Raw genomic sequence first — 25,795 nt, 5'->3', positions numbered from 1 at the left:
CGCGGGTCGGGGCACGACGGTGGTCAAGCTCGGCTCAGCGCGTCGGCGGCGGTGCGGTGCCCGGCTCGAACACGAACGGGAAGCGATAGCGCAGCCCTGACCGAACACGCTGCTCGCCGCCCTGCGGCGTCTGACATGTCCTCCTCGGTCAGCCCGTCAGTCTTCACTCAGGGTCAGCCAATACCGCGTGCCCCGCTTCTCTCCCGTGCGCCGCAGCGCGCCCAGCGCCACCAGCTCGCCCAGGTCGCGTCGCGCGGTGGCGGGCGCAGCCTTCGTGATGGTCACGTAGTTGCCCGCGGAGAGCCCACCCTCGAAGCCAGCCGGTCCCTCGCGCAGCATGCGCAGCAGGGCCTTCTCCTGCCGCGCGTTCAGCGCCCCCCGAAAGCGGTCCAGGAAGCGCGTCTTCGCCACCAGGAACCGCACGAAGCGCAGGCTCTGCGCCTGGCCTTGCAGCACCGTGTCGCCGAAGTAGTGCAGCCACTCGCCCACGTCGTTGCCGCGACTCGCGCGCTCGAGAGCGTCGTAGTAGTCGTCCCGATGCCGTGCGATGGCGCTCGACAAGGACGCGAGGCTCGGGTGTCCCAGGCCCTGCGCCAACGCCACCTCGGCGATGGCACGCCCGACGCGACCGTTCCCGTCTTCGAACGGGTGGATGGACACGAAGTAGAGGTGCGCGATGCCCGCCCGTGCGAGGGGGTCTACGGACGTATCCCGGCGCGTCTCCTCGAACCACGCGAGGAATGCCCCCATCTCCTCCGGCACACGCACCGCTGGGGGGGCGACGAAGTGCACGCGTGGTGCGTACGACGGCCCCGACAGGATCTGCATCGGATCCCCATCCTCGCGGTAGCGACCGGCTGCGACTGGCCCTCCGCGCTGTCCCGCGACTACCCACCGCTGCCACGCGCACAGCTGCGCCTCGGTCAGCTCGTGGTCCCAGTCGTCGTGGACCGCTGCCATGAGCTCGGCCATGCCGCGCTCGCGGGCACCACCTTGCGCATCGGGCGCATGGAGTCCGAAGTGCCGCCGCAGGCTGGAGCGCACGGAAGAGCGCAACAGGACTTCACCCTCGATGCCTGCCGACTCGACGGCTTCGTCGCTGAGCAGCTCCGCCTGCAGCCCCGCGCGTTCCGCAGACTCGAGGTGCTCGGCCACGCCCCCCAGCTCTCCCGCGCGTCGGAAGAACTCCCGCGTGACGGGCGCCAACGACGCCGCGTCATAGCGGAAGTTCGGCCAGTCGAGCTGCTCCCAGTTCCAGGTCATGAGCGATACTGGAGGGCATTATCGCTCACTAATGGCCAAGAAACGAGCGATAACTCCCCTCAATATCGCTCACGGCGCATTCAGACCTCCGACCCCGTGGGCTGGAACATGTTGCGGAACTGCTTTCGCCCGCGCTCGTCGCGCGCCCACTGGCGCGTGCCTTCGTGCCGGCCGAGCGTCACCGAGCCTAGCTCGAGCCGCAGCTGCTCGATCCACACCGTCGTGTCGAACGTGCGGCTGAAGCCCGGGACGCCCACCGTCACGAACACCCGCGCGCCCGGCACGACGCTCCAGTCGCTGGTGTAGCTCAGGTCGCCCACCTCGAAGCCGTAGGTGCGCGTGTTGGTCACGTTGCCCGCCGTGGGGATCGTGGCGCCCCATGTCACCGACTCGGTCGGCGACGAGAACACGCGCCGCCACTCGTTCTGGGACCCGCCCCCGTAGGTGCTGGCCGTGCGGCTGCCCTGCACCAGCGCTCGGAACGTGGCCGTCACGCGCCCACGCGCCGCCAGCTGCACCCCCGCCTGCACGCCCCCGCGGATGATGCCCAGGTCGACGGCGGTCTGGGTGGTCTCGGCCGGGATGAAGATGTCGCGCACGCTCTGCCAGTTCGCGCCGTACGGCGGCGCGAAGTCGTGCCCGTAGTCGAAGCGCACCTCGTCGTAGGGCCGGTGCGCCCAGTCGTGCCACAGCGCGCGGAACTTGTAGCCGAAGCCCGCGAAGGCCTCGACCACCAGCTCCTTGCCGTCGAAGAGCTGCCCCTGCGAGATGCCCGCGCGCGTGTAGAAGGCTGGGTCGGCCTCGAGGGTCTCGAAGCGCACGGTGGTCATGAACGCGTCGCTGCGGTCCGCGCTGTCGACCACGCGGATGAACGACGGCGTCATGCGCACGTGGGCGCGGATGGGGACACGCACGCCGAAGCCGAGGCCCGCCTTGAACGTGACGCGGAAGAAGCCCGACGGATAGTTCCAGCGTCGCTCCCACTCCCATGCGCGTCCGATGGTGAAGCCATTCACGAACTCGTAGGTGAGGTCCACTGCCGGGCCGTTGGTGACGCTGCGCTCGCGCGGCGCGTTGACCTCCACGGAGACCGTATCGGGCATCTGGGAGGCCACCACGGACGGCTGGGTGAAGTCCCGCACGGGCGGGATGCGCATGACCTCGCGCATGTTCGCGTACTCGTAGCGGCTGCCCGAGTTGGCGGGCAGCAGCACCGCCCCGTTGCGGGTGGGCAGCGCCGCGCTCGGCAGCACGAAGGTGTCCACCACCTCGAGCTCGCCCTCGCCGCGGGCGATGGCCGCGAGCAGCGCGTCGTCCCCCTGGTCCGCGGCGGCGCGCAGCGGGTGACCGGCTGGTACCCGCTGCAGCTCGGCGCGCATCTCGGCCAGGCCCGCGCGCACCTCGGGGGTGATGGTGGCTGGCTGTGCCCCGCGCGCCTGGAAGTAGGTGCGCAGCACGGGGGAGCCGCGCTGGGCCACGGCCACGTCGGCCACCACGAAACGCGTGGTGCGCACGACGGCCACGCGGTCGCCCAGGTCGTACACCTCGTCGTGCGTCTCGACCGCTCCCAGGGTGGCGCCCCGCGCGGCGGTCAGCTGGGAGCGCAGGGCGTCCTGCTCCGCGAAGAGCACGGGCGTGATGGCCGAGAGGGGTGCGCGCTGCCCCGGGGACACCTCGATCTGACGTCCCGCCAGCTGGGCCACACGCCCGGCCTGGGTCACCCGCGCGCCACGCAGGTGAGCTCCCAGGAGCCCGTCACTCTCCAGCGTGCCCCCACCTGCGATGCGCCCCGGGATGGCCGTGGCCGTAGGTGTCGGTGTCGGCGTGGGCATGGGTCGGCGCTGCGCCCAAGCGCCCCCCGGCAGCGCGAGCGAGAGAGTGAGCACGAGCCCCGCGTACACACGGACCCCACCGATGAATGTTCGACACATCCCCCGAGAGTACGCGACACACGGCCCGTCGGATGCTCCCCAGAAGTCCATTTGGCGCTCAGCCGGACCTGGCAGATGCGTGGAGGTCCGTGTCGCGCTCGGCCGAATCTCGCAGATCCGTCTCGCGCCACTCGACCCCCGGCCTCTCCGCTCGTGTACGCTCGCTCCGTGCAGGACGAACCGTCCGACCCGCCCGCCCAGGAAGTGCCCACCCCCGGCCCCGTGCAGCGCCTCGCGGCCCGCGTGAAGCGGCGCTTCCTACGTTGGTCCGGGCGTCTGCGGAAGGCTGCGCGCTGGACGGCTACCGGCTCCGTGGCGGTCCTCGCGATCCTGTCGGGCATCTACCCGGCGGCGTCCACGGTCCCCTTCGTGCTCGACCTCGTCTTGGCGCTGGCCATGCTCGGGATCGTGGCGGCCCCGCTGCCCTTCGTGCTCAGCCAGATCATGCTGCTCCTCCCGGGCCGCAAGGCGCACGTGGACGCTTCGAACTCGGGGCTGGTCATGGCCATCGGGAAGCGCGAGCGCACCGTGACCGCAGAGGACATCGTGCTCGCCGTGGTCGTTCCGGGACGCAAGGGAGCGGAGCTGCGGGTCACGCTCTCGTCCGGAGACGAATACGTGGTGACTACCGACTCTGTGGCCGCGGCGGACGCGCTGTTGGCGGCGCTCGCCCTCGACCCCCATCGGCATCGCGTAGACCTCGAGTGGAACCCTTGGGCTTCCCGCATCGGCGGGGCCCTGACGGGCTTTCTCACCGCGGCGTGCTCCCTGAGCGGAGCGATCATCGCGGTCGATGGGACGCGCCTGGTGGTGCCTGTGGCCTTCTTGTTCATCGTCGCGCCCTTTCTGGCAGCCGGCTACTTCGGCCGCCGCGTGGGGCACCGCGTGTCCATCGGCAGCGACGGCGTGTGGGCGAAGCACGGGTTCGGGAAGGCCGTGCAGCTGCACATGGGCGAGGTGCGCTCGGTGTCGTCGGACGGGACCCACCTCGTCTTCGAGCGCGTCTCCGGCGAGCCTGTGCGCGTGTCCCTCGCGGATCTGGACCCGGCCCGTCAGGCGCTGCTCCTCGGACGCGCGCAGCAGGCCCTCGCGCGCTTCGCCGAGCTGGCGGGCAGCCGCGCCGAGCCGTTCGTGCGCGGGGTGCGCAGCTTCGACGAGTGGAAGCAGGCCATCACCGCGCTGCTGCCGAAAGAGGTCACGTTCCGCTCGGCCGCCATGCGCCGGGAGGACGCGTTGCGTGTGGTGGAAGACCCCACCGCGCCGGCGGATGCACGGGTGGGCGCCGCGCTGGCGCTCATGAACGAAGCGACCGACGACGAGCGCCTGCGCGTGCGGGTCGCGGCGGACAGCTCGGCTTACCCGAAGGTGCGCGTGGCGCTCGAGGCGGCGCTGGAAGGCGAGGTCGACGAGGACTTGGTGGAGGAGGCGCAGGCCGAGCGCAGCGTATGACGCGGGCTCGGTCCCGTGGACTACACGCGCGCCAGGGGGATGTGCTGCCGGCCGGTGCGGTACGCGCCGTCGGCGCCGGCGGTGACCACCTGGACGAGCACCTGGCTCTCCCTGCAGGCGTGGCGGTTGCGGACGCTACGCGAGAGGGCGGGCGGTGCGGAGGCGTCGCCGAGGCGCACCACGTCGTAGCCGGCCACCTCGCCTCGGAGGACGCGTCGCACGAAGCGCTGGCGTGAGCTCATCCGGCTGGCCGACACGGCGACCAGTCCGATAGCGCCGAGCGCGAGCAACGCCGTGGCCACTTGGCCGAATGCGATTCGCAGGAAGTCCCAGTCGAACAGGCCCTGCGCGAGCAGCACCATGACCACGGCGCACAGCCCGTGTAGGCCCGCCAGCAGCAGCAACTCGTCGACGTCGTCGAACGAAGGGGGGCCGTCTAGCTGAAGGGCAGCGCTTAGTAGGGGGAAGCTCAGCAGACAGAATGGGGTGCAGTACGCGGCCGCGAAGAAGATACCGAGCACCGCCGCCGCTCCGACCACCCCAGGCTCGGGGTGCGAGAGCGCCGCGCAGAACAACGTGTTGAGGTACGCCATACCCAGCGTGCTCCCGAGCATGCGCAAGCGCGAGAGGCGCGCGACGCCCACGTGCACAGGACGAACCGCCAAGAGCGCGGTGACGAGCGCCCCCAGCACCCAGCGCAACCCGTGGTCCGGCATGAAAAACGGCTGCAGCAGCATCAGGCCCAGCACGAAGTGCGCGGGGAAGGTCATCCAGCCGAGCAGGTGCAGCGGCGCGGGCGCAGGTAGGGTCCCGGCCAGCGGAAACGGAGCAGGCACGGGGCGCGGCATGATGAGGGTGGTGGACATCCCAGCAGGCTGCTCGAGCAATGTGGCCGTTTCGAGGCGAGTCCGAGGAGTGGTCGTGGAAGCAGCGCGCGCGCTGCGTTCAACGCATCCGCACCAGCGGCAGGCTGAGCGTCCCCGTGCGGTAGGCTCCGTCCCCGGGCACGGGCTTCTCGTGCCACAGAGCCTCGGGTGCGTCGTAGAGGGCTTGCTCCGCCGCGTGGCGCGAGAGAAAAGGCGTGTCCCCGTCGACCTCCAAGCGCCCCACGTGGTAGCCCGCGACCTCGCGCCGCTGGACGCGCCGCACGAACGCGTGACGCCGCGCGATGCGATAGGTCGCTCGAGCGAGCGTCGAGAGCGCACCGAGCGCGACGACCCCGACGCTGAGCTTCCCGATCCAGCTGGCGAGCAAGGTGTGACCGAAGCCCAGGTGGCCCAGCGCCACGAGCGCGAGGACCCCCACGGCGTGCAGGCTCACCAGCTGCAGGAACTCGTCGCGCGCGTCGAAGGTCGGTGCGGCGTCGAGGTTCGACACGCCCCACAACGTCGGCATGCCCAGCAGGATGAACGCTGCCGTGCATGCGAGGGCGGGGAAGAGCCCGAAGACCGCCGCGCACAGCACCGTGCCGAGCACCTCCGTTCCGCCGTCGCCGTCCCCCACCGTCCGCAGCGCGGCGCACGCCAGCAGATTCAGGTAGCCCCAGCCCGTCATGCTGAACGCCAACCAGCCGATGGAGCGGCGCTTCGTCAGCCGCGTGCACACCGCGAACGGCCGCACTGCCACCAGCGCAGTGAGCGCGGCCGCGAGCACCCACCCCACCGGCCAGGCGTGCTCCGCGGCGCCAAACGTGCCGCGCTCCACGGCGGACTCGGGCGCGAAGTACGGCTTGAGCAGCAACAGCCCCAGGGCGAAGTGCCCCGGGGCCAGCAGCCAGCCCAGGCGCTCGATGCGCGCGGGCTCGGGCGGGCGCAGGAACGGGCAACGGTCCTGGGTGGGGGTGCGCGCGGTCATGTTCCTCAACGTCATGCCGCCTGTCTCCCTTCCCGACGTGGCGATTTCGTGGCGCCGCCGAGGAGTGCTCATGGAAGCGCGCACACACCAACGACGTTCGTAACGCTCCGGCGCGCCGGGCGTACTCGTCGCACCACCCTGACCACGAGGCCCGCATGACCACCGCCACCGGGAACTTTCGCCGCCAACACCACGAGCTGGGTCAGCTCGCGAGCGAGCTGCTCGCGCAGGCCAGCGAACCTGCCCTCGAGGAGCGCGCGGGGGAGGTCAGCTCGGTGCTCAGCAAGCTCGCGGGGCGCATCCGGGTCCACGCCGCCATGGAGGACGACGCGCTCTACCCGCGCCTTCTCGAGCACGACGACGCGGAGGTGCGCGCCCTGGGCGAGCGCTTCCAGCGCGAGTTCGGCGGCATCTACGACGCGTTCCTGAGCTTCCGCGAGCGCTGGACGCGCGACGCCATCGCCACCGATCCCGAGGGCTTTCGGCTGCAGGCGCGCGGCGTGGTGAACGCGCTGGGCGCGCGCATTCAGGCCGAGAACAGCGAGCTCTACGCCCGCGTGGATGCGCTCTTCCCCGTCTAGCCCGCAGCACCCTCGCGCGCGACGAGGCGCATGCGTAGCTTGCTGCTCGGCGCGAGCGAGGGGTCGAAGGTGTGCACCGTCGCGGGCACGCGTGTGAGCTGGAGCGCGTGGTGCCGCAGCAGGTGCGCCATGATCTGCAGCAGCACCGCCTCGCCCAGCGCCGCGCCCAAGCAGATGTGCGCGCCCACGCCGTAGGGCATGAACACCTGCTTCTGCCGGTACGGGTTCGGCTGCTGCGACACACGCGTCACGTCGAAGCGCTCGGGCTCGGGGAAGCAGGCCGGGTCGAAGTGGCTGGCCGTCGTGAACACCATCACGTCTTCGCCGCGCCGCACCGTGTGGCCCGCGAACGTGAAGTCGCGGGCTGCCTCGCGGTACACGCCGAACGCTGCCGGGCAGAGGCGCAGCGCCTCCATCATGGAGCCCAGCAGCGGCGCGCAGCCACGCAGGGTGGCGGTGCTCGGGTGCTCTCCCTCGGCGCACCCGTCGTAGAGCGCGTCCACCTCGGCGCGCAGCGTGGCCGTGAGCGCTTCATCGCGCAGCACCTCGTACAGCCAGAAGCCGAGGGTGGCCGCGACCGTGTCCACACCCCCCACGAACGGGAACAAGAAGTGGAGCCGCAGGTCCCCCACGCTGTACGGGGCCTCGGGGGCGTCGGCCAGCGTGAGCCCCAGCAGGCCCCACGGCGAGGTCACCCCCGCCCGAGCGCGCCGCACCAGGCGGTCGGCGAAGGCGTCCACGTCGCGCACGCGCCGCCGGTGCGCGGGGAGGCGCAGCGCGAGGGCCGGCCACTTGCCCAGCAGGCGCGCGTTGGCCTCCCAGCGGAAGCGCTCGGTCATGGCCGTGGCCAGGGCGTCCGGCACCGGCTCCTCGCTGCCGGCGGTGACCGTGTGGTGCACCACCCGGCTCACTAGCAGCCGCGTGAGCTCGCTGACGCTCACGTCGCGCGCGCCGTCGTCCGCGCGGTCACCCGCCGCGCACGTGTGCGCCATCACCGCGTGCGCACCCGTCAGGTGGTCCTCCAGCAGCGCCTTCGAGAGCCCGCTGCGCAGCGTGTGTCGTGTGCGCGCGTGCGGTTCGCCATCCTGAGCCACGATGGCCTGCCGCGAGCCGTACTCGGGCACGGTCAGCCGGTGCCAGAAGGGCGCGGCCACCAACACGTCCCGCCCCTCGCGCGAGAGGTAGTCGTTGGCCTCCCGCCCGGCCATCACCGTGAAGCTGCGCCCCGGCGCACGCACCCGGAAGACCGGCCCCAGCCGCGCGTGCTCGGCTCGCAGGAACGCGAGCGGGTCCTTCAACATCGGGAGTGCGCTCCCCAGCAGGGGCAGGCCGCGTGCGACGAGAGGGGCTCGCGGGGAGGGAGGCGGGGACATCGCAGGCGGGTCTTGCACACGAGGCTCAGCGTTCATGGTCAAAAACCTAACGTCGTTAGATTTTGTGGTCAAGCCCCTGCCCGCGCGTTCTCAGAAGCTCCTCGTCACGGCGCCACCGACCGCCACGCGTGGTACACGGCACGCGTGGCCCGTCCCCGCAAAGACCCCGCCCGAGAGCCCACGGCGGCGCGCATCCTGCGCCACGCGCGCGCGGCCTTCGCGGCCAAGGGCTTCGAGGAGGCCTCCCTCGCGGACATCGCGCGCGCAGCCGGTGTGCGCGCCCCCACGGTGCTGCACCACTACGGCAGCAAGGAGCAGCTGTACGACGCGGTGCTGCGCGCGTTCTACGCCGACCTCACCCGCACGCTGGGCGCGCCCCTGCTACAGGCCACCGCCGAGCACGGCAGCGCGGTCACGGCGCTCTTCACCGTGCTCCGCGACCTGCCCGAGCCCGACCGCGACCTGCTGGTGACCGTGGTCACCGAGGTGGTCCACGGGGGACGCGGCGCCGACACCATCGCCGACGCCGTCGAGCCCCTCTTCGCGCTGCTGACGCCCGTCGTCACGGCCGAGCTGCCGCACCTGAGCGCCGCCCAGGCGCGCCCCCGGTTGCTGATGGCGTCCCTGCTGGTGCTCTTCGCCGTACCCAGCGCGCGCACCCCCCCGGGCCTCGAGCGCCTCCGCAAGCTGGTCTGGGCCGAGCCCGGCGACGCGCTCCCGCTGGCCCTCGGGCTGCTCGCCCCGCCGGGCGGCGACTGACGCTCTGAGGTATCGCGATATGCTTCGTTCTGAGCCCTGAAAAGCGGGCATCTTGCCCGACGACCGCAGACGACTGCACGAGAGTCGAACAAACACGCATGACATCAGGCCGACGCTGTGCCCGGCGACTTCGATCCCGGCGACAAGCGGCTGCGAGATCATGGGAGTCTTAGGGTGCGCCATTGGTATCGCGAATGAACCCCAAGATCTGGCGCGCTACCGCGTCGGCATCTTTTGATACTACCAGTTCAAATTCCCCGGAACGGATGACCTCCACCGCACGTTCGCAGAACTTCATTTTGTCCGTGAGCGTCCCCGAGCTTGTCGCATAGGTCTTCCGTTTGCGTCCCTCCAGATGCGTATTGATCAGAGATCCCATTGGAGTCATTCTCCATTTCCGCGTGGAGACGGTACTGATTCTTACGTCGTCATTGCGTTCATAGGCGCGCGCGACACCTTCTACCACATGGGGTGTCAGTAGATTCTCAACTTCTCTCGTGGGAAGAATCACAAATCTATCTTCCAGTCGATCGCGCAAGAACTGCTTTCTGTCCGTTTTAGAGTTCTCGTCGTCTTTGTCTACAATCACCATGCATCGGCCTGCGAAGGACTCAGGATCGTAGCCTCCATCGTCTAGCGACTTGAACATGTGAGCGATGTTCGCGCCGCCGTACTCGACGAAGCTGTAGTGAAGGTCTTCACGCCATGTGTCCGTTTCCGACAGTGTCATCACGCGAGACAGATAAGCCCTGAAGTACGCGCGGTCGGTCGGTCCCTCTACCCATATCGTACAGTTGCTGAGAAATACGGACGTGTTCCTCGCGCCAACGTAGTCGAGAAGCGCCCTGTCGCGGCCGCTGACTTGACGGCACTCGACAGCCTCACGTGCCCCCTTGCCTACCCGAAATACGCTCAGATCCGACCCTTCAGATGCTCGTTCCAGCAAGTGGTTCGAATGAGTTGTTGCGAAAACTTGGAGAGGGTAGTCGTTCCATTCGAGAATCGCTCGGACCCACAGGCGCTGATACCCCGGGTGTAGGAAAAGGTCAGGCTCCTCTACGAACAACGCCAGGCCGGTCTTGTCAAAGTCGCCAAAGTAGAGCGGCGCGAAAAGTACGATGCAGTGTTGGACTCCATCTCCAAGATCATAGATGTTGCACTCTGGATCGCTACCAATCCTGACATTTACGACATCCGCATCATGTCGCGGAATAATGGTAATATCCGACCCCGAAAAGAACGTCCTACCCAAGAATTGTTCGAACGCTGCTACACGGAGTCGTTGAGCGTGTGTTCCGAGAAGATGTCTGCGGAGCGAGTCGTATAGTGACTCTCCCGTGAAACCATCTTCAATTCCATAGTCCTTTCGTGTTCTCGCACTCATCAACGACTGGTCTGGATTCCCCAGTGGACGGAGACCACGTAGCTGCGGAATAAACATGCACTTTGGCTTCGTGGACGTCCCCGTAGCGCGTAGCGCATGCAGGCGTTGGTTCAAGGAGTTGACGGCAGCATGAGCGCGTGTCGCACGTGGCTCCCCGGTGTCAGCTATTCGCTCGTTCTTGTCGACGGCGGCCATGAATGCCGTTCGTCGCGCCTCCTGCTGTGGTGGCGAAGTGAACGAGAACCCGGCCAGCGCAGTCGCGGCTCGCTGCAGACTCTGAGGTCTTGACACCCCCCGGCTTCGTCGACCGCCCGAATGGCATTTTCACGACGGGCTCGGGGCGAGGGGGATCGAGCCACACGTGACCCTGGGCGCGAGGCGGAAGCGGACGGTGCGCACGCCATCCGTGAAGCGCGGTTGCAGTTCATCCATGGCCTCGAGGGCCTGTGCGATCCGCGCGTGCGGCGCGGGCGGGAGCGGCAGCTCGATGGTGACGACGACGTGGCGCTTCTCGAAGCGGAGCGTCCCGGGGGCCTGCAGGAGGGCCATCAGGGTTCGCGCGCGCGTCGAGGCATCGTGCTCACGGTCGGTCGAGGAGAGCGCGTCCCCGAGGCGGTCGACGAGGTCGCGCACGGCGTTGTCGACGAGGTAGCGCATGGGCACCACGAGGTCGCGCTTGGTGGTGCAGAGCCAAGCACGCTGGGCGTCGGGCTCGACGGCGCATCGCTCGACGCGAGCGGGGACGTCACGGATCTGCTTCTGTGTGGTCTGTTGTCGAAGGTGCGCGACGACGTACTCGCTCGTCCACTTGCCGCGTTGGGTGCAGCGCTCTGGGCATGACTCGATCTCCGAGACCGTCTCGTTGAGCTGCTCGAGCTCTTCCTTCAAGCGCACGTACTCCGGGTTGTCGATGATGCGGTCGTCGGGGGCACGCGTTGCTTTGCCACGGTCGGAGAGTTGGTCGATGCCGGCACGCTGCCGTCCCGACTTGAAGGAGTTCTCCTGCATGCCGCGCAGCGCGCGGAGCGTCTCGACGACCTCCACGACATCCATGCTCGTGTCGACGTTCGTGCAGAGCGGAAGCAGCTTGTCGCCGTCGCGCTGCACGATGAGCCGGCTCGCGTGCGTCATGCGCGGGTGCTCGAAGACCGCACCGCCGATGCCATCCTGCGCTGGCGCGATGGTCGCGAGGTCGGGGAGATTCACGGAGGCCGGCACCCAGGCGATGTACTTCACGCCGGTCGCGTTCAGCTTCTCGAGCACATCGAAGTCGAAGCCACCTCGGTCGGACACGAGTACGACGGTCGTCTCCGGAAGCGCCACGCGCAGCTGCTCGGCCATCGGGCCGAGACAGGCCGAGAGGTGGCTGCCCGCGGGGACCGGCTCGCGGAACCAGGCACGACCCATCGCGTCGGTGACCACCACGTCGGCGAGGCCCTTCTCGGCGAGGCGGCGCTTGCTGTTCCAGCCCTTGTCGATGCGCTCCTTGCCTGTGTACGTCTTGAAGTGGATGTCGACACCGAAGACGCGGACGTCCATCGGAGCGCGGCGGGCAAGGTGGCGCGCGAGCTCGCCGTGCAGCGCGACGCGATCATAAGTGGCCGTCATCTGGGTGAGCGCGCGATGCATCGTCCGCACGCTCGGGCATCGCTCGGTGCCGAGCACCACCCCGAGCCCGTACGCATCGCGCTCGTGCAGAGACTCGAGCGAGTGGTACCCCGCCGCGATGCCCGCGCAGAGGGTCATCGCGATGGTCGGCGCCGAGTACACCGCCTTGTCCGAGCGCTTGGCCGAGGCCACTTTCAGCGCCGGGACGATGCCCAAGTCGCACAGCGTGCTCGTCAGCAGCACCAGGCCTGCGTACTGCGAGCGGTGCTCGGTCCCCGCCGCGAGCGGCATGCCGGGGCGCAGCTCTTCGTCGTCCTCCGCATCGCGCGCAGGACGCGTCTCGGGCTCGGCGGCAGGCTCGTCCGCGGGGCTCGGCTCAGGCTCCACCGACGTCAGAGGAAGCTGCGCCGGGAGGTGGGTGCGCAAGCGATGACCGCGCCCCACGGACCCCAATCCCTCCGCGTCGAGCGTCGCGATGACGCGCGGCAGGGACAGCCGCATCGTCCGCGCCACGGTGTCCAGTGATGCCCCGGCGCTTCGCATCGCGATGGCGCGCGAGCGCTCCTCCGCGCTCAGCGGTGAAAGCCCTTCGCGCGTTGGCGCGCGCACCAGACCGGCCGTGCCGCCCTTCTCGTAGCGTCGACGCACTCGCGTGACCTCCGACTCGCTCACGCGGCACACCATCGCAATGCGCTTGCCTCGAAGGCCGATCCTCCGGAGCCCTATGACGGCCAGATCTCGGTGGGTCAGGTCGTCCTCCTGGTATTCGTAGACCACGTGGCCGTGCACCAGGATCCGCACCTGACCCCCGCTGAACAGGCTCGTCACCGTGGTCGGATCCACTCTCTCGAATAAAGCGGTCTGGCTCGATGACGTCGGCATCCCCTACCAACGTACCGCAGCGGAATTAATGCCACGATGGTGTCGAATTTTGACGCCGCGTTTCCTCGACGAATCAGCCGGTCAACCGGGGGGTGTCAAGACTTCAGAGACTCACGACCTTGGCCATGTTTGCGCCAGATAGTTCACCTTCCTCAATCACATTTTTTAGTGACTCGCATGCGGTGTGTTGTTCATGCGCGAAGTATGCTGGATAGTGATTTCCCGTCAATAGCCCGCTCTTTACCGTGCCGTATAGCGATCTTAGAAGACGGCTTTTTCCACTGTTGTTGGGTCCAACAAATAAGTTAAGTCGCCCGAATCGCTCGATCCATCCTGTCCATTGTGTATCGAATCCAGGTAGCTTGGATGTGTCGATGCATACGCCTCCGAGTATGCTCATGAATATGCGCTCCATCCGCTGTAAACGTTCGTTCGGGTTGGGTGATTGGTGGTCCCATTCGACATGTTTCCATGTCTCCATGCGCCAGTGTCAACGATTCTCGCTTGCCGCGCAGCGCGGGCACCTGTTCGCGTTGGGCCTCACGGCGGCACCCTGGCGTGAGACGCACCCAGACCCGCGCTCACCGCGGCGCCGTCAGCTGCATCTCCCTCACGACGTAGTGGTCCACCATGTCGGCCAGGCCCTGGGTGAGCTCCTCGTACGTGATGGGCGGGTTCGGGTTCGAGAGGTGCTGCACCACGGCGAAGATCCCGCCGTTGATGAAGATGTAGCTCATGGCCGGGATGCTGCGGATGCGCATCTGCTCGGGGTGGTGCAGCACGTGCTGCATGACGATCTCGGTCAGCACCGTGGTGACGGGCTGCATGTAGTCCTTGATGTCCACCCGCATGGCCTCGCGCGCGCAGCGCAGGTAGCGCTGGTCGTTGCGGTTCAGGAACACCTCGAAGTGCTGGAGCATGACCTTGATGGCCTCGCCGATGGACATGCGCGCCAGCTCCGGCACCAGCGGCTGCAGCATGGCCACCACCTCCACCACGAACTGCTTGGTCATCTGGTCGAAGACCTCCTCCTTGTTGGCGAAGTACTCGTAGAGCGAGCCCACCCCGATGCCCGCCGTGTCGGCGATGTGTCGGGTGGTGGTGCCCGCCATGCCGCGCTCGGCGACGCAGATGAAGCCGGCCTCGACGATGGCGTCGTAGGTGGCCTTGGACCGTTCTTGTTTGGGCTTGCGGGGCATGGCGCGTGGGGGGACCCGAGTTGAATCCGAACAATTCGTCGGGATACGCTGACAGTCACTCACCAGATGGTCAACAGCATGTCCCGAACCAAGCTCACCAAGAACTCCTCGGCGGTCGTCACGGGCGCCGGAAGCGGCATCGGCCGCGCCTTCGCGCTCCAGCTCGCTCAGCGTGGGGGGCGCGTCGTGTGCTCCGACCTGAACCTCGCCAGCGCGGAGGAGACCGTCGCCATGATCCAGAAGAAGGGCGGCCACGCGCTCGCCCTGGCCTGCGACGTGTCCCAGCTGGAGCAGGTGGAGGCCCTCGCCGAAAAATCCGAACGATGGCTCGGAAACCCGGTGGACCTCGTGGTCAACAACGCCGGCGTGGGCATCGGCGGGCGCCCCATCGGGGAGATCCCCATCGAGGACTGGCACTGGACGGTGGGCGTCAACCTGTGGGGCGTGGTGCACGGCTGCCACGTCTTCGCGCCGCGCCTGCGCGCCCTCGGCCGCGGCGGCATCATCAACGTCTGCTCTGCGGCCAGCTTCGCGGCGGCGCCCATGATGGGCCCCTACAACGTCACCAAGGCGGCCGTCCTCGCGCTGTCCGAGACGCTGCGCGCCGAGCTGGTGGGCACCGACGTGCACGTCACCGCGTTGTGTCCGACGTTCGTGAAGACCAACATCGTGCGCGACGGACGCATCCCGGAGAACACCTCGAAGCTGGGCAGTCAGCTGATGGCGTGGACCGGCGTGTCGCCCGAGGGCGTGGTCAAGAAGACGCTCGACGCGCTGGACGGTGACCGCCTGTACGTGCTGCCGCAGCTCGAGGCGCGGCTCATCTGGCGCATGAAGCGCCTCGCCCCGCGTGCCTACAACCGCGGGTCGGGCGTGCTCGGGCGGGCCTTCGGGCCGCGTCCTTCCCCCACCCACGCGAACGGAGGTGCCCATGGCGCAGGTTGATCTCGACAAGATGCTCACCAAGATCAAGGCCACCCAGTGGGGCCTGCTGGACGTGGACTGGGGCGCGCCCGGCGCCGAGCGCATCACGCCCGAGCAGTGGCCCAAGCTGAAGGAGTTCATGGCCGACCTGATGTGGATCGAACACGTCGGCGCGCGCGGCTTCGCGGCCATGGCGAAGACGGCGCCCACCCCGACGTTGCGCGAGATCTACACCTACTTCCACGCGGAAGAGCAGCGCCACGCCAACGCGGAGATGGCGCTCATGAAGCGCTGGGGCATGCTGGACGGGGACGCGCTGCCCGAGCCCAACATCAACCTGCGGCTGGTGATCGAGTGGCTGGACAAGTACGCGGACGAGATGCCGTTCTACGTGCTGGGGGCCGTCATCCCCATGCTGGAGATCGCGCTGGACGGGGCGCTGTGCCGCTTCTTGCTGGACACCGTGGACGACCCGGTCTGTCACGCGGCGTTCGAGCGCATCAACGGCGACGAGGCGCGCCACCTGGCGGTGGGCTTCACGGTCATGGAGCAGCAGGGCGTGGGCAAGACCACGCTCGGGCTGATGAAGATGTGCGCGCCCATGGTGGACCCGAGGCTCATGCTCGGTGTGGCCGTCTACGTGCCGCTGCTGAACAAGATGCGCGACAACATTGTCGCGCTGGGGCTGCCCGAGAAGCGCCTCTACGACGTGATGGAGAAGTTCGGGCGCATTGGTGGGCGCACCGCCGAGGGGCGCCGCAACCCGTGGTTTCAGGCCATCAAGCAGCACGCGCGCTGGGTGACCGACCGCCGCAACAAGCTCTACCACGTGCCGGTGGACGCGGCGGTGCGGGTCACGGCGCAGATCCCGAAGGAGGCGCTGCCGCCCGTGCCCACGTGGGTGCACGAGCTCACCTGGAGGCCGGCCGCGTGAAGGGCGAGAGCACACACGGCTCCCCGACGCGCGGCGCTACCACGCGCACGGAGACGCTCATCATTGGCGCGGGCTTCGGTGGCCTGGGCACGGCCATCCAGCTGAAGCGCGCGGGGCTGGACGACTTCGTGATCCTCGAGCGCGCGGACGACGTGGGCGGGACGTGGCGCGACAACCAGTACCCGGGTGCGGCGTGCGACGTGCCGTCCAACCTCTACTCGTTCTCGTTCGCGCCCAACCCGGACTGGTCCCGCACGTACTCGGGCAGCGCGGAGATCCTGGCGTACGTGAAGCGCCTGGTGGCCGACCACGGGCTCATGCCCAAGGTGCGCTTGAAGCAGCGCGTGACCAGCATGCGCTTCCGCGAGAGCGAGGGTGAGTGGGAGGTGCGCACCGACGCGGGCGACACGTTCTTCGCGCGCAGCGTGGTCGCGGCCGCAGGGGCGCTGGTGGACCCGGGCTACCCCGCCATCGAAGGCCTCGAGCGCTTCGCGGGGCATCGCATCCACAGCGCGCGCTGGGACCACGGCTACGACTTCGCGGGCAAGCGCGTGGCGGTCATTGGAACGGGCGCGAGCGCGGTGCAGATCATCCCCGAGCTGGTGAAGCGGGCCGAGCACGTGAAGGTGTTCCAGCGCACGCCGGGTTGGGTGCTGCCGCGCGCCAACTACCGCGTGCCCGAGCGCGTGAAGGCGCTCTTCCGGCGCAGGCCCTCGGCCCAGCAGGCGGTGCGCGACGCGCTCTTCTGGGGGCACGAGAGCATGGCCCTGTCCATCATCTGGACCTCGCCGCTGACGCACGTCACCGAGCGCGTGGCGCGGCAGCACCTGCAGCGGCAGGTGAAGGACCCGTGGCTGCGCCGTCAGCTCACGCCCAACTACCGCATCGGCTGCAAGCGGGTGCTGCTGTCCAACGACTACTACCCCGCGCTGCAGCGCCCCAACTGCAAGCTCGTCACATGGCCCATCGTCAGCCTGAGCGAGCGCGGCGTGCGCACGGCGGAGGGCATCGAGCACCAGGTGGACTGCGTGGTGTTCGCGACGGGCTTCGAGGTGCGCCACACCAGCACGGCGTTCCCGGTGATGGGGCTCGACGGGCGCGTGCTGGGCGACGAGTGGCGCGCGGGCGCGCAGGCCTACAAGAGCATGAACGTGTCGGGCTACCCCAACCTGCACTTCATCCTGGGCCCCAACTCGGGGCCCGGGCACAACTCCGCGCTGGTCTACATGGAGTCGCAGATCGCGTACGCCGTGCAGGGCGTGCGCGCGCTGCGCGACGGGGGCCTGCGCTGGCTCGACGTGCGCCCCGAGGTGCAGCGGCGCTACAACGAGCACCTGCAGGAGCGCTTGGCCAAGACCAACTGGAACTCGGGCTGCAAGAGCTGGTACCTGACCGAGGACGGCTTCAACGCCACGATGTACCCGGGCTTCGCGACGCAGTACGCCAACGAGCTGCGCACGCTGCACCTTGCGGACTACCGCACGGTGCCGTTCGAGAGGGCCGCAGCGCGGACCCAGCCGCGCGTGTAGTCCCCGGACGGCGAACCACAGGAGGCCTCCTTCCCTGCACCGACGCCTGCCCATGATCGCGCCGAGGCCGAGAACTTTCTGCAGCTGCTCTTCGGTCTGACCCCTGCGTAGCGCGCGCTGCTACCATCGCGCGATGCAGAGTGGCGACCACTACGACTACATCATCGTCGGCTCGGGCTTCGGCGGGAGCGTGAGCGCGCTGCGCCTGAGCGAGAAGGGCTACCGCGTGCTGGTGCTGGAGAAGGGGCTGCGCTTCGGCCGCAGGGACTTCCCCGCCAACAACACGGACTTCAAGCGCTGGTACTGGCGGCCGCAGATGGGCGCGAAGGGCATCTTCCAGATGAGCTTCTTCGACCACGTGACGGTGGTGCACGGCGTCGGCGTCGGCGGCGGTTCGTTGGTCTACGCGTGCACGCACCCCAAGCCCAAGGACGACTTCTTCGACGCGCCCTCGTGGAAGCACCTGGCCGACTGGAAGCAGGAGCTGGACCCGCACTACGAGACGGCCACGCGCATGCTGGGCGCGGAGCCCAACCCGTGCGACGAGGTGGGCGACCGCATCGTGCGCGAGATTGCGGCGGACCTGGGGCGTGAGGACCACTACGAGAAGACGCGCGTGGCTATCTACTTCGGCGAGCCAGGCAAGGAGGTGCCGGACCCCTACTTCGGCGGCAAGGGGCCTTCGCGCGTGGGCTGCACCCAGTGCGGCGCGTGCATGACCGGTTGCCGCGTGGGCGCGAAGAACACGCTCGACATGAACTACCTCTACCTGGCCGAGGGGCTGGGCTGCGTGGTGCGCCCCGAGACGGAGGTGCTGGCCGTGCGCGAGGGTGAGCGCGGCGGCTACGTGGTGGAGACCAAGTGCTCCACCGAGGACCGCGACTACTTGCGCTTCGAGGCGGACAACGTGGTGTTCGCGGGCGGCGTGCTCGGCACCATCCCGCTGCTGCTCGCCATGCAGGAAGACCCGCAGGGGCTGCCGCGCCTGTCGCCGCGCCTGGGTGACTTCGTGCGCACCAACAGCGAGTCCATCATTGGGGTGTGCGCCGAGGACGACGCGGTGGACTACTCGAAGGGCATCGCCATCTCGTCCATCGTGCACACGGACGACCACAGCCACTTCGAGATCGTGCGCTACGGCAAGGGCTCCAACTTCTTCCAGCCGTACTTCCTGCCGCACGCGCCGGGCAAGTCGCTCTTCGCGCGCGTGGGCGAGACCTTCCGCATCCTGCGCAAGCACGGCTCGCGCTTCCGCGCCATGAAGCGCGCCAAGGACATGTCGTCGCAGAGCACCATCATGCTGTACATGCGCACGCTCGAGGGGTCGCTGAAGCTGCGCCTCGGCCGCAGCGCCATGACCGGCTTCGCCAAGGGGCTGGTGACCAAGCTGGACCCAGGGGAGAAGGGGCCCGAGGCGTTCATGGACGAGGCTACGGACATCGCCTGGCGCTTCGCCGACAAGGTGCGCGGCATCCCCACCAGCCTCGCCACCGAGACGCTGCTCGGCACGCCCAGCACGGCGCACATCCTGGGCGGCGCGTGCATGGGCGAGTCCGCCGACACGGGCGTCATCGACGTGCAGCACCGGGTGTTCAACTACCCCGGGCTCTACGTCATCGACGGCGCGGCCGTGTCCGCCAACCCGGGCGTGAACCCTTCGCTGACCATCACGGCCATGGCCGAGCGGGCGATGAGCTACATCCCAGAGAAGGGCGCGGTCGCCTGATCACGCTGTGAAGACCGTGCGGGCGGCCGACGCGGTGCGCGTGTGTTAGCTAGCGGCATGCACGACCTTCGCCGAGCCGCCGCGACAACCCTGCGCACCGCGGGTGCCGTTCTGCTCGCGCTGATGCTCCCGGCGTGTGCCAACACGCGTCAGCTGCAGGTGGCATCTGCGGGTAGCATCGGCTGCGCGCCGGTCGACGTGGAGGTCAGTCAGGTGCGCAGCGGCGTGGGCTCGCGGTCGTGGGTCGCGCAGTGCGAAGGGGCGTCGTTCCAGTGCAGCCGGGTGGGGGATGGGTGCACGAGCTGCGCTCCGGTGCGCGGTGGTTCATCGGGCGTCCGCGAGGGCGACGACGAACGCCAGGAGGCACTGTTGCGGCGCCAGGGGCCGCGCTTCGAGTTCTCGCGTGATGGCGAGACGCTGCGCGGGGTGCGCGCCACCTTCAGCACCGAGCACGCGACCCTCGCCTTCACGTACTCGCCCGCGCAGGCGCGCGACGCGGTGATGGTGAGCATCGTGCCCAACCCGGGCGTGACGCTGGGCGGATGCACACACGTCATGCTGGTCGATGCCGACGGGGCGACGCTGACGACGGCGCCTCTCCAGAACCTGCGCGCGCAGCTGCCGCGTGCACCGCTTCTTCGGCACACACAGGCCGAGCCCGCCCCCGTGGTGCGCTACTGCGACCGCGAGTGGGCGCTGCGGCGCGCGGACGCCTACGGCTTCGAGCGGCTGGGCGGCTACATGGAAGAAGCGCTGCTCGCGCACGCAGAGCGCGCCACGGGCGACGGAGTCGCCAGCCAGACCTCGACGGGTGCTTCGCCCACCGCTGCCTCCGTGGACACCGCAGACGACGTGTCGGCCGCCGATGACCCCGCAGCGCGTGCGGTGCGCATCCACCTCGACGAACGGGCCGCGTTGCTACGCGGTTGCGCGGGTGTCGGGCCGGACGGGGTGCTCCCGCTCACGGCGACGTGGGACGCGCCGGGCGTCATCACCGTGCACGTCAACGGCCGCGAGGACGCCGCCATCCACGCCTGCGCCACGAGCGTGCTGCGCGAGCGTCGCGCCCCGGCGGGCGTCGCGGGCCGGCTCATCCACGTGCTCGCCCCGAACTGAGGCGCGCGCGCAACCCGTCGCGCGCCGTGCCGATACCCCGGCGCATGGGCGACCACGACGCGCTGTTCAAGCGGATCTTCTCGGTGCCGGCGTATGCGGCCGAACTGCTGCGCGTCGTGCTTTCCCCCGAGCTCGTGGCGGCCATCGACCTGACGAGCCTCGAATTGGTGCCCTTCGGGACCGTCAACGCCGCGCTCGTCCACCGGCACGTCGACCTGCTGCTGCGCGCGCGACGCCGTGACGGGCGCGGGTTCGTCTACTTCGTCACGGAGCACCGCAGCTCCCCCGACGCGCGCATGCCGCTGCGGTTCATGGACTACACGCACCGCGTGTGGGTGAACCACTTGCTCGAGCATCCGGACGAGGTGCAGCTTCCGCCGGTCATCTCGATCGTGGTTCATCACGGGACGCTCGGGTGGACGGCGCCTCGCTCGCTGCACGAGATGGTGACCGACCTGGTCGCGTTGCCCGGGGCGGCACGCTATGTGCCCGAGCTGCGCATCGCTCTCTTGGACCTGGCATTCGCGACCGACGAGGACCTGACGGGGTGGACCAGCTCGCCGGTGACGCGGGTCGCGCTGTGGTTGCTCCGTGACGGCCGCGACATCGAAGCGCTCTTGGGTGGTCTGCAGGGCTTCGCGGCCGCGCTCGCCCGCGTGGTGACGCTGCACCCCGATGAAGCGATGCTCTTCATGAGCTACATTCTACGAGTAGCCGGCGAGCGCTCCGCCCACGAAGTTCGCCGCATCGTGCTCCAACACGTCCCCAACGCCGAGGAACCCATGGCATCCGCAGCAGAACAACTCATCGAGGAAGGTCTCCAACGAGGTTTGCGACAAGGCGTGGCGCAGGGCCTGGTCGAGGGTCGCGCGGCGTTGCATGACGCTCTCCATACCTTGCTCGTGCAGCGCTTCGGCACGGTCGACCCCGTGAGCGAGGCGCGTCTCCACGACGCGGACCTCGCCGAGCTGAAGCGCCTGACCGGGCGGGTGCTCGGGGCGCCCTCGCTCGCCGACGTGTTCGCTTCGTCCTGAAGGTGCGCGGGCCCCCGATGGGCATCCTCACGGCGTGCCAGATGCAAAGCCGCCTGTGGACCACTCGCCAGGCTGACGGCGCGCAGAAACGCCGGACGGGCCCACCAGTCTCGAGACTCAGCGCTTCAGGAACGAGAAGAAGCCCTTGCGGCTCACGCCTAGCGACTCCAGGTCCTCGTCGGTGACCTCGCCCGCGCGCTTCTCGGTCCACAGCTCCATGTAGGTGTCGAGCGCGTCCATCTCGAAGAACGTCCCGTGCTCCTTGCACACGTGCATCAGGTGCACGCTGCCCTCGATCTCCTCCATGCGCAGCGCACCCTGGCAGGTGGGGCACGACAGCACCGCCTGACGCGGCTCGAGCGCCATGAACACGGCGGACACGCGTCGCACGGCGCGAGCGAGTCCCTCGTTGCGCGTCTGCTGCATCGCCGTGACCTGGGCCGGGGTCAGGAACGCGCCGCCGCACTTGGCGCACGCCAGGGCCTCGTCGCCCCCGCCGCTCACGCGCGAGAAGATCTTCGCGCAGCGTGGGCAGGGGACACCGTCGGTGCTCTCTGCCCCCTCGGCGGCGACCACCACCACCCGGTCCACCACGCGCTCGACGACACGCGGCGCGGGCGCGGACGTGGTGCCACAGAAGGCGCAAGTGACCACGCTGTTCGCGGCGTGAGCGGCGAGGGGCGCGCCGCACTTGGCGCAGAGGAGGGGAGTGCTCATCGAGCGTCAGCGTACACCGGCGCCTCGCCCCGTGGGAGGGGTGGACGTACCTCGCGGGCGCGCCCTACTGCGGCCCGGCCGCGGCCGCCGCCACCGCCGCGCGCAGCTGGTCCGTCCACGTCCGGTACAGCCCGTCGCGCAGGTTGTGCCCCGTCTCGAGCTCCCGGTACACCACCCGCCGACCCGCGCGTGAGAGCCGCGCCGCGCCCTCCCGCGCCCGCGCGACGGGGACGTGCGTGTCGGCGCGGCCATGCACCGCGTGCACCTCGCCGTCTCCCGGCCGGATGGTCACGCCGGGCAGCATGCCCGCCGAGAGCACGTAGCGCGCGCGCAGCTCGAGATGGCGCGCGGCCAGGGTCCACCCGACGATGGCCCCCTGCGAGTGCCCCGTGACGACCAGGCGCGCACCCAGCCTGCCCCACCGCTGCAGGCGCGCCGCGAGCTCGTCCGCGCTGTGCTCGGCCTCGCGCGCCAGCAGCGCTTGCTGCGGGGAGCGCGCCATGGTGCGCAGCCACGCGCGCCCGCTTCCCTCGGGCAGCGGGCCGTCCAGCGTGACCACCTGCGCACACGCAGGACCCACCGCGTAGCGCACGGAGCGCATGTAGGCCGCGGCGCTGCTGCTCCACGGGTGCAGCCCCACCACCACCACGTTGCTGGCGCAGCCCACCGGCCCCGCGCGGCGCTGCACGTCGTGCGGCCGGACCACGTCCGCCTGGATGGTGAGCGGCCCGTCCAGCAAGAGCGCGCTCACCAGCAGCGCGACGCCGAGCAGCGCGGCGTGCGCGAGCTGGACCCAGGGCGCGGGCGACGTCGTCATCGTCTCCCCATGGTGGCGCACTCGCCGGCTGTTCGGGTAGGGCTGTGCCGTCGCGGGATGAAAAAGCGCGCCGTGCAGCGGCAGGCTCCCGCGCTCCGTGGGCCGCGCCGGACCTTGCCGAGCCCGGGATCACGGCGCATGCGTTCTCGATGCAGGCCGCTGCCCCGTTCTCCGAAGCCGACACCCGCGGGCTCTACCGCGCCATCTACGAGCGCCGTGACATCCGCAACTACCGCCCCGAGCCCGTGCCCGACGACGTCCTTTCGCGCATCCTCGAGGCGGCGCACCACGCGCCCTCGGTGGGGCTCATGCAGCCGTGGAGCTTCCTCATCTTGCGCGACCGCGCGGTGCGCGCCCGTGTGCATGCACACTTCGCCGACGTGAACGCGCGCGCCGCGGAGGTCTGGGAAGGCGACCGTCGGGACACCTACAGCGCGCTCAAGCTGCAGGGCATCTTGGACGCGCCCCTGAACGTGCTGGTCACCTGCGACCCGCGGCGCGCTGGGGAGCACGTGCTGGGGCGCTTCACCATGCCCGAGACCGCGGAGTACTCCACCTGCCTGGCGGTCCAGAACCTGTGGCTGGCAGCGCGCGCGGAGGGCGTCGGCGTGGGCTGGATGAGCCTGGCCGAGCCGGAGGCGCTGCGCACGATCCTGGGCGTACCCGAGCACGTGGTGCCGGTGGCCTACCTGACCATGGGCTACCCCGTCGCGTTCCCGCCGCGCCCCATGCTCGAGAACGTGGGCTGGCGTGCGCGCGAGGCGCTGCAGCCGCTGGTGCACGAGGACACGTGGGGACGGCCGCACCACGCGTTGCCGTTCGCCGACGGGTCGGGCACGGCGACCGACGGACCGCAGCCGACGCCGAGCGCGCAGGTGGACGACGGCGTCGCGGGTGCGCGCCAGGCCGAGCACGCGCGCACCCGCCTGGACGAGCTGACCAAGCCGCCCGGGTCGCTCGGTCGCCTCGAGGACCTCATCGTGAGCCTGGCGCGTCTGCAGGAGCGCCCGCAGCCGCGCTGTGACCGCGCCGCGCTCCTGCTGTTCGCGGGGGACCACGGCGTGAGCGCGCAGAAGGTGAGCGCCTACCGGCCCGACGTGACGGCCAAGATGGTCTACCAGTACCTCGCCGGGGGCGCGGTGGTGAACGCGCTCTGTCGCGAGCAGCAGCTGCCGTTCACCGTGGTGGACGTGGGCGTGGACCACGACTTCGAGGGGGCGCCGGGGCTCACCCATGCCAAGGTGCGGCGCGGGACGCGCGACTTCACGAAGACGGCGGCCATGACCGCGGCGGAGCTGGACGCGGCGCTCAGGGCGGGGCGCGATGCCGTGCGTGCGCTGGGCCCGCTGGACGCGCTGGCGCTGGGTGAGATGGGCATCGCGAACACCACCAGCGCCTCGGCCGTGGTGGCGGCGCTGCTGCGTCTGCGCGCCGACGAAGTGGTGGGGCGCGGCACCGGGGTGGGCGAGGTCACGTTGGGGCGCAAGCGGGACGCCGTGGCGGCGGGCCTCGCGCTGCACCAACCCACGGACGCAGACGCGGCGCTGCGCACGCTGGGCGGCTACGAGATCGCGGCCCTCGTGGGCGCCATGGAAGAGGCGCGCGCGCGCGGCATCGCCGTCGTGCTGGACGGCTTCATCACGGGCGCCGCCGCGTTGGCCGCCGTGGCTCGTACGCCCGCCGTGGCCGACGCGCTCATCGCCGGGCACGTCAGCGCCGAGCGGGCGCACGTGCTGGTGCTTGGCGCGCTCGGCCTCGCGCCGCTGCTCAGCCTCGACATGTGCTTGGGCGAGGGGTCGGGCGCCGTGCTGGCCATCCACCTGCTGCGCAGCGCAGCGCGCGTGTCGGCGGAGACCCGCACGTTCGAAGAGGCCAACATGCGCCGCTCGGAGGACCCCGCCGGGCTGCGCTGAATTTCGCGTCCGCTCGTGAGGCGCAAGGTGGCCGCAAGCTTTGTTCGGTCTTGGTCTTCAGCAGCACGGCGCTGCGGAACCCAACCCCGAAAGACAGGACCGACCATGACCACCTCTCGCCTCTTCACCAAGCTCTCCGGTGCCGCCCTGATGCTCGCGCTCGCGGCCCCCTCCCTGGCGCTCGCGCAGCCCAGCGCTTCCGGGCGCAGCGCCTCCGCCCGCGATGCGGCACCGCGCGCGACGACCACCCGCGTGACGACCACCCGTGTGACGCGCACCGAGGCTGCGCCGAGCCCGACCCGGCCCGCCGTCGTGCACGCCCGCGTGGCGACCACCCCCATGAACGCGCGTGGCCGCGTGGCACCTCCTCATGTGGCCCCGCCCCGCGCGACCCCCGCGCCCGTTGTGCACGCGCGCCCCGCGCCCGCGACGCCCGTGCGCGTGGTCCACACCAGCGCGCCGCGCGTCGTGCCCGTCGCCCAGCGCCCCACCCAGCCCATGCGGGTGAACGCCGGCCTGAACCTGAGCGTCGCCCAGCGCGCCCGGCTCGACGCGCTCCGGCAGCAGCGGCAGGCCCGCGCCGCGCACATCCGCGCCACCAGCACCGGCGCTGTCCGTGACGCCCGCCTCGAGGCCTTGAACGCTCAGTCCCGCGCGCAGTTCCTGGCGGTGCTCACCCCGGCCCAGCGTCACCAGCTGGAGGTCAACCGCGCGGCGCGTGGCACGGACGCTCACCCCCACCGTGGCCGCACGCACTCGCGCGGCAAGTGAACGACGGCGCGTCGAACGCGACCCCTGACCG

Annotated in this window: 21 protein-coding genes; 11 read left to right on the top strand and 10 right to left on the bottom strand. The window is 69.8% G+C overall.

Annotation, left to right across the window (positions count from 1 at the left end; genetic code table 11):
- Positions 1-156: 156 nt before the first annotated feature.
- Both H6726_18120 and H6726_18115 read right to left on the bottom strand, forming a co-directional pair.
- Positions 157-1,263, bottom strand: coding sequence for a Fic family protein (locus H6726_18120; protein MCB9659568.1), 1,107 nt, complete (start codon positions 1,261-1,263; stop codon positions 157-159).
- 80 nt (positions 1,264-1,343) lie between these two features.
- The gene (locus tag H6726_18115; GenBank protein MCB9659567.1) at positions 1,344-3,194 is read right to left on the bottom strand and encodes a hypothetical protein; all 1,851 of its coding nucleotides are present in this window, start codon (positions 3,192-3,194) and stop codon (positions 1,344-1,346) included.
- A 168-nt stretch (positions 3,195-3,362) separates the two neighbouring features.
- On the opposite strand from H6726_18115, the gene H6726_18110 reads away from it, so the two are divergent.
- Positions 3,363-4,643 (top strand): hypothetical protein, encoded by a 1,281-nt coding sequence (locus H6726_18110; GenBank protein MCB9659566.1) that lies wholly within the window; start codon positions 3,363-3,365, stop codon positions 4,641-4,643.
- A 20-nt stretch (positions 4,644-4,663) separates the two neighbouring features.
- Here H6726_18110 and H6726_18105 read toward each other — a convergent pair whose 3' ends face one another.
- Both H6726_18105 and H6726_18100 read right to left on the bottom strand, forming a co-directional pair.
- Positions 4,664-5,509, bottom strand: coding sequence for a hypothetical protein (locus tag H6726_18105; protein MCB9659565.1), 846 nt, complete (start codon positions 5,507-5,509; stop codon positions 4,664-4,666).
- Between the two features lie 79 nt (positions 5,510-5,588).
- A complete protein-coding gene (locus H6726_18100; protein ID MCB9659564.1) occupies positions 5,589-6,497 on the bottom strand; it encodes a hypothetical protein in 909 nt (302 codons plus the stop codon).
- Positions 6,498-6,652: 155 nt separating this feature from the next.
- Between H6726_18100 and H6726_18095 the strand changes: the two genes are divergently transcribed.
- On the top strand, positions 6,653-7,078 hold the full coding sequence (locus H6726_18095; GenBank protein ID MCB9659563.1) for a hemerythrin domain-containing protein: 426 nt from the start codon (positions 6,653-6,655) through the stop codon (positions 7,076-7,078).
- Here the strand turns inward: H6726_18095 and H6726_18090 are convergent.
- A complete protein-coding gene (locus tag H6726_18090) occupies positions 7,075-8,487 on the bottom strand; it encodes a cytochrome P450 (GenBank protein ID MCB9659562.1) in 1,413 nt (470 codons plus the stop codon). The genes H6726_18095 and H6726_18090 overlap by 4 nt on opposite strands.
- A 108-nt stretch (positions 8,488-8,595) precedes the next feature.
- Here H6726_18090 and H6726_18085 point away from each other — a divergent pair, with 108 nt between their 5' ends.
- A complete protein-coding gene (locus H6726_18085) occupies positions 8,596-9,210 on the top strand; it encodes a TetR/AcrR family transcriptional regulator (protein ID MCB9659561.1) in 615 nt (204 codons plus the stop codon).
- 169 nt (positions 9,211-9,379) lie between these two features.
- On the opposite strand, the gene H6726_18080 is transcribed toward H6726_18085, so the two are convergent.
- The 3 genes from H6726_18080 to H6726_18070 all read right to left on the bottom strand — a co-directional run bounded on the left by H6726_18080 (position 9,380) and on the right by H6726_18070 (position 14,283).
- The gene (locus tag H6726_18080) at positions 9,380-10,462 is read right to left on the bottom strand and encodes an AAA family ATPase (GenBank protein MCB9659560.1); all 1,083 of its coding nucleotides are present in this window, start codon (positions 10,460-10,462) and stop codon (positions 9,380-9,382) included.
- Between the two features lie 456 nt (positions 10,463-10,918).
- Entirely contained in the window at positions 10,919-13,084 is a 2,166-nt protein-coding gene (locus H6726_18075; protein MCB9659559.1) for a hypothetical protein, read from the bottom strand.
- Positions 13,085-13,665: 581 nt separating this feature from the next.
- Positions 13,666-14,283 carry a TetR/AcrR family transcriptional regulator gene (locus tag H6726_18070; protein MCB9659558.1) on the bottom strand — a complete coding sequence of 206 codons (618 nt, stop codon included), beginning with the start codon at positions 14,281-14,283 and terminating at the stop codon, positions 13,666-13,668.
- A gap of 78 nt (positions 14,284-14,361) precedes the next feature.
- Between H6726_18070 and H6726_18065 the strand changes: the two genes are divergently transcribed.
- From H6726_18065 to H6726_18040, 6 genes are all read left to right on the top strand, one after another.
- Positions 14,362-15,228: an SDR family NAD(P)-dependent oxidoreductase gene (locus H6726_18065; GenBank protein MCB9659557.1), complete on the top strand. Its 867-nt coding sequence runs from the start codon at positions 14,362-14,364 to the stop codon at positions 15,226-15,228.
- Positions 15,215-16,141, top strand: coding sequence for a ferritin-like domain-containing protein (locus tag H6726_18060; protein MCB9659556.1), 927 nt, complete (start codon positions 15,215-15,217; stop codon positions 16,139-16,141). The genes H6726_18065 and H6726_18060 overlap by 14 nt, the downstream gene beginning before the upstream one ends.
- Positions 16,105-17,670, top strand: coding sequence for an NAD(P)/FAD-dependent oxidoreductase (locus H6726_18055; GenBank protein ID MCB9659555.1), 1,566 nt, complete (start codon positions 16,105-16,107; stop codon positions 17,668-17,670). Before H6726_18060 ends, H6726_18055 begins: the two co-directional genes overlap by 37 nt.
- Positions 17,671-17,803: 133 nt before the next feature.
- Entirely contained in the window at positions 17,804-19,396 is a 1,593-nt protein-coding gene (locus H6726_18050) for a GMC family oxidoreductase (protein ID MCB9659554.1), read from the top strand.
- A 57-nt stretch (positions 19,397-19,453) separates the two neighbouring features.
- Entirely contained in the window at positions 19,454-20,512 is a 1,059-nt protein-coding gene (locus H6726_18045) for a hypothetical protein (GenBank protein MCB9659553.1), read from the top strand.
- Positions 20,513-20,556: 44 nt separating this feature from the next.
- Positions 20,557-21,546, top strand: a complete 990-nt coding sequence (locus H6726_18040) for an Rpn family recombination-promoting nuclease/putative transposase (GenBank protein MCB9659552.1) — start codon at positions 20,557-20,559, stop codon at positions 21,544-21,546.
- Positions 21,547-21,663: 117 nt separating this feature from the next.
- On the opposite strand, the gene H6726_18035 is transcribed toward H6726_18040, so the two are convergent.
- Both H6726_18035 and H6726_18030 read right to left on the bottom strand, forming a co-directional pair.
- Positions 21,664-22,263 carry a hypothetical protein gene (locus H6726_18035; GenBank protein MCB9659551.1) on the bottom strand — a complete coding sequence of 200 codons (600 nt, stop codon included), beginning with the start codon at positions 22,261-22,263 and terminating at the stop codon, positions 21,664-21,666.
- Positions 22,264-22,327: 64 nt separating this feature from the next.
- Complete coding sequence (locus H6726_18030; GenBank protein ID MCB9659550.1) at positions 22,328-23,080, bottom strand: hypothetical protein; 753 nt, start codon at positions 23,078-23,080, stop codon at positions 22,328-22,330.
- A gap of 149 nt (positions 23,081-23,229) precedes the next feature.
- Here H6726_18030 and cobT point away from each other — a divergent pair, with 149 nt between their 5' ends.
- Positions 23,230-24,993, top strand: coding sequence for a nicotinate-nucleotide--dimethylbenzimidazole phosphoribosyltransferase (gene cobT, locus H6726_18025; GenBank protein ID MCB9659549.1), 1,764 nt, complete (start codon positions 23,230-23,232; stop codon positions 24,991-24,993).
- 105 nt (positions 24,994-25,098) lie between these two features.
- Positions 25,099-25,764: a hypothetical protein gene (locus H6726_18020; GenBank protein MCB9659548.1), complete on the top strand. Its 666-nt coding sequence runs from the start codon at positions 25,099-25,101 to the stop codon at positions 25,762-25,764.
- Positions 25,765-25,795 lie beyond the last annotated feature (31 nt).

It is taken from the genome of Sandaracinaceae bacterium, assembly GCA_020633055.1.
Classification (GTDB): Bacteria; Myxococcota_A; Polyangia; order Polyangiales; family Houyiibacteriaceae; genus JADJJE01.
The sequence above is the reverse complement of the archived record's forward strand: the minus strand, read 5'-3'. Positions and strand labels throughout refer to the sequence as shown.

Excerpts from the sequence above, each read along its gene's own strand:
- H6726_18065 (MCB9659557.1), top strand. The coding sequence starts at position 14,362 with ATGTCCCGAACCAAGCTCACCAAGAACTCCTCGGCGGTCGTCACGGGC.
- H6726_18020 (MCB9659548.1), top strand. The coding sequence starts at position 25,099 with ATGACCACCTCTCGCCTCTTCACCAAGCTCTCCGGTGCCGCCCTGATG.
- H6726_18060 (MCB9659556.1), top strand. The coding sequence starts at position 15,215 with ATGGCGCAGGTTGATCTCGACAAGATGCTCACCAAGATCAAGGCCACC.
- H6726_18040 (MCB9659552.1), top strand. The coding sequence starts at position 20,557 with ATGGGCGACCACGACGCGCTGTTCAAGCGGATCTTCTCGGTGCCGGCG.
- H6726_18045 (MCB9659553.1), top strand. The coding sequence starts at position 19,454 with ATGCACGACCTTCGCCGAGCCGCCGCGACAACCCTGCGCACCGCGGGT.
- H6726_18115 (MCB9659567.1), bottom strand. The coding sequence starts at position 3,194 with ATGTGTCGAACATTCATCGGTGGGGTCCGTGTGTACGCGGGGCTCGTG.
- H6726_18095 (MCB9659563.1), top strand. The coding sequence starts at position 6,653 with ATGACCACCGCCACCGGGAACTTTCGCCGCCAACACCACGAGCTGGGT.
- H6726_18070 (MCB9659558.1), bottom strand. The coding sequence starts at position 14,283 with ATGCCCCGCAAGCCCAAACAAGAACGGTCCAAGGCCACCTACGACGCC.
- H6726_18075 (MCB9659559.1), bottom strand. The coding sequence starts at position 13,084 with ATGCCGACGTCATCGAGCCAGACCGCTTTATTCGAGAGAGTGGATCCG.
- H6726_18100 (MCB9659564.1), bottom strand. The coding sequence starts at position 6,497 with ATGACCGCGCGCACCCCCACCCAGGACCGTTGCCCGTTCCTGCGCCCG.
- H6726_18105 (MCB9659565.1), bottom strand. The coding sequence starts at position 5,509 with ATGTCCACCACCCTCATCATGCCGCGCCCCGTGCCTGCTCCGTTTCCG.
- H6726_18120 (MCB9659568.1), bottom strand. The coding sequence starts at position 1,263 with ATGACCTGGAACTGGGAGCAGCTCGACTGGCCGAACTTCCGCTATGAC.
- H6726_18050 (MCB9659554.1), top strand. The coding sequence starts at position 17,804 with ATGCAGAGTGGCGACCACTACGACTACATCATCGTCGGCTCGGGCTTC.
- H6726_18035 (MCB9659551.1), bottom strand. The coding sequence starts at position 22,263 with ATGAGCACTCCCCTCCTCTGCGCCAAGTGCGGCGCGCCCCTCGCCGCT.
- cobT (MCB9659549.1), top strand. The coding sequence starts at position 23,230 with ATGCAGGCCGCTGCCCCGTTCTCCGAAGCCGACACCCGCGGGCTCTAC.
- H6726_18030 (MCB9659550.1), bottom strand. The coding sequence starts at position 23,080 with ATGACGACGTCGCCCGCGCCCTGGGTCCAGCTCGCGCACGCCGCGCTG.
- H6726_18090 (MCB9659562.1), bottom strand. The coding sequence starts at position 8,487 with ATGAACGCTGAGCCTCGTGTGCAAGACCCGCCTGCGATGTCCCCGCCT.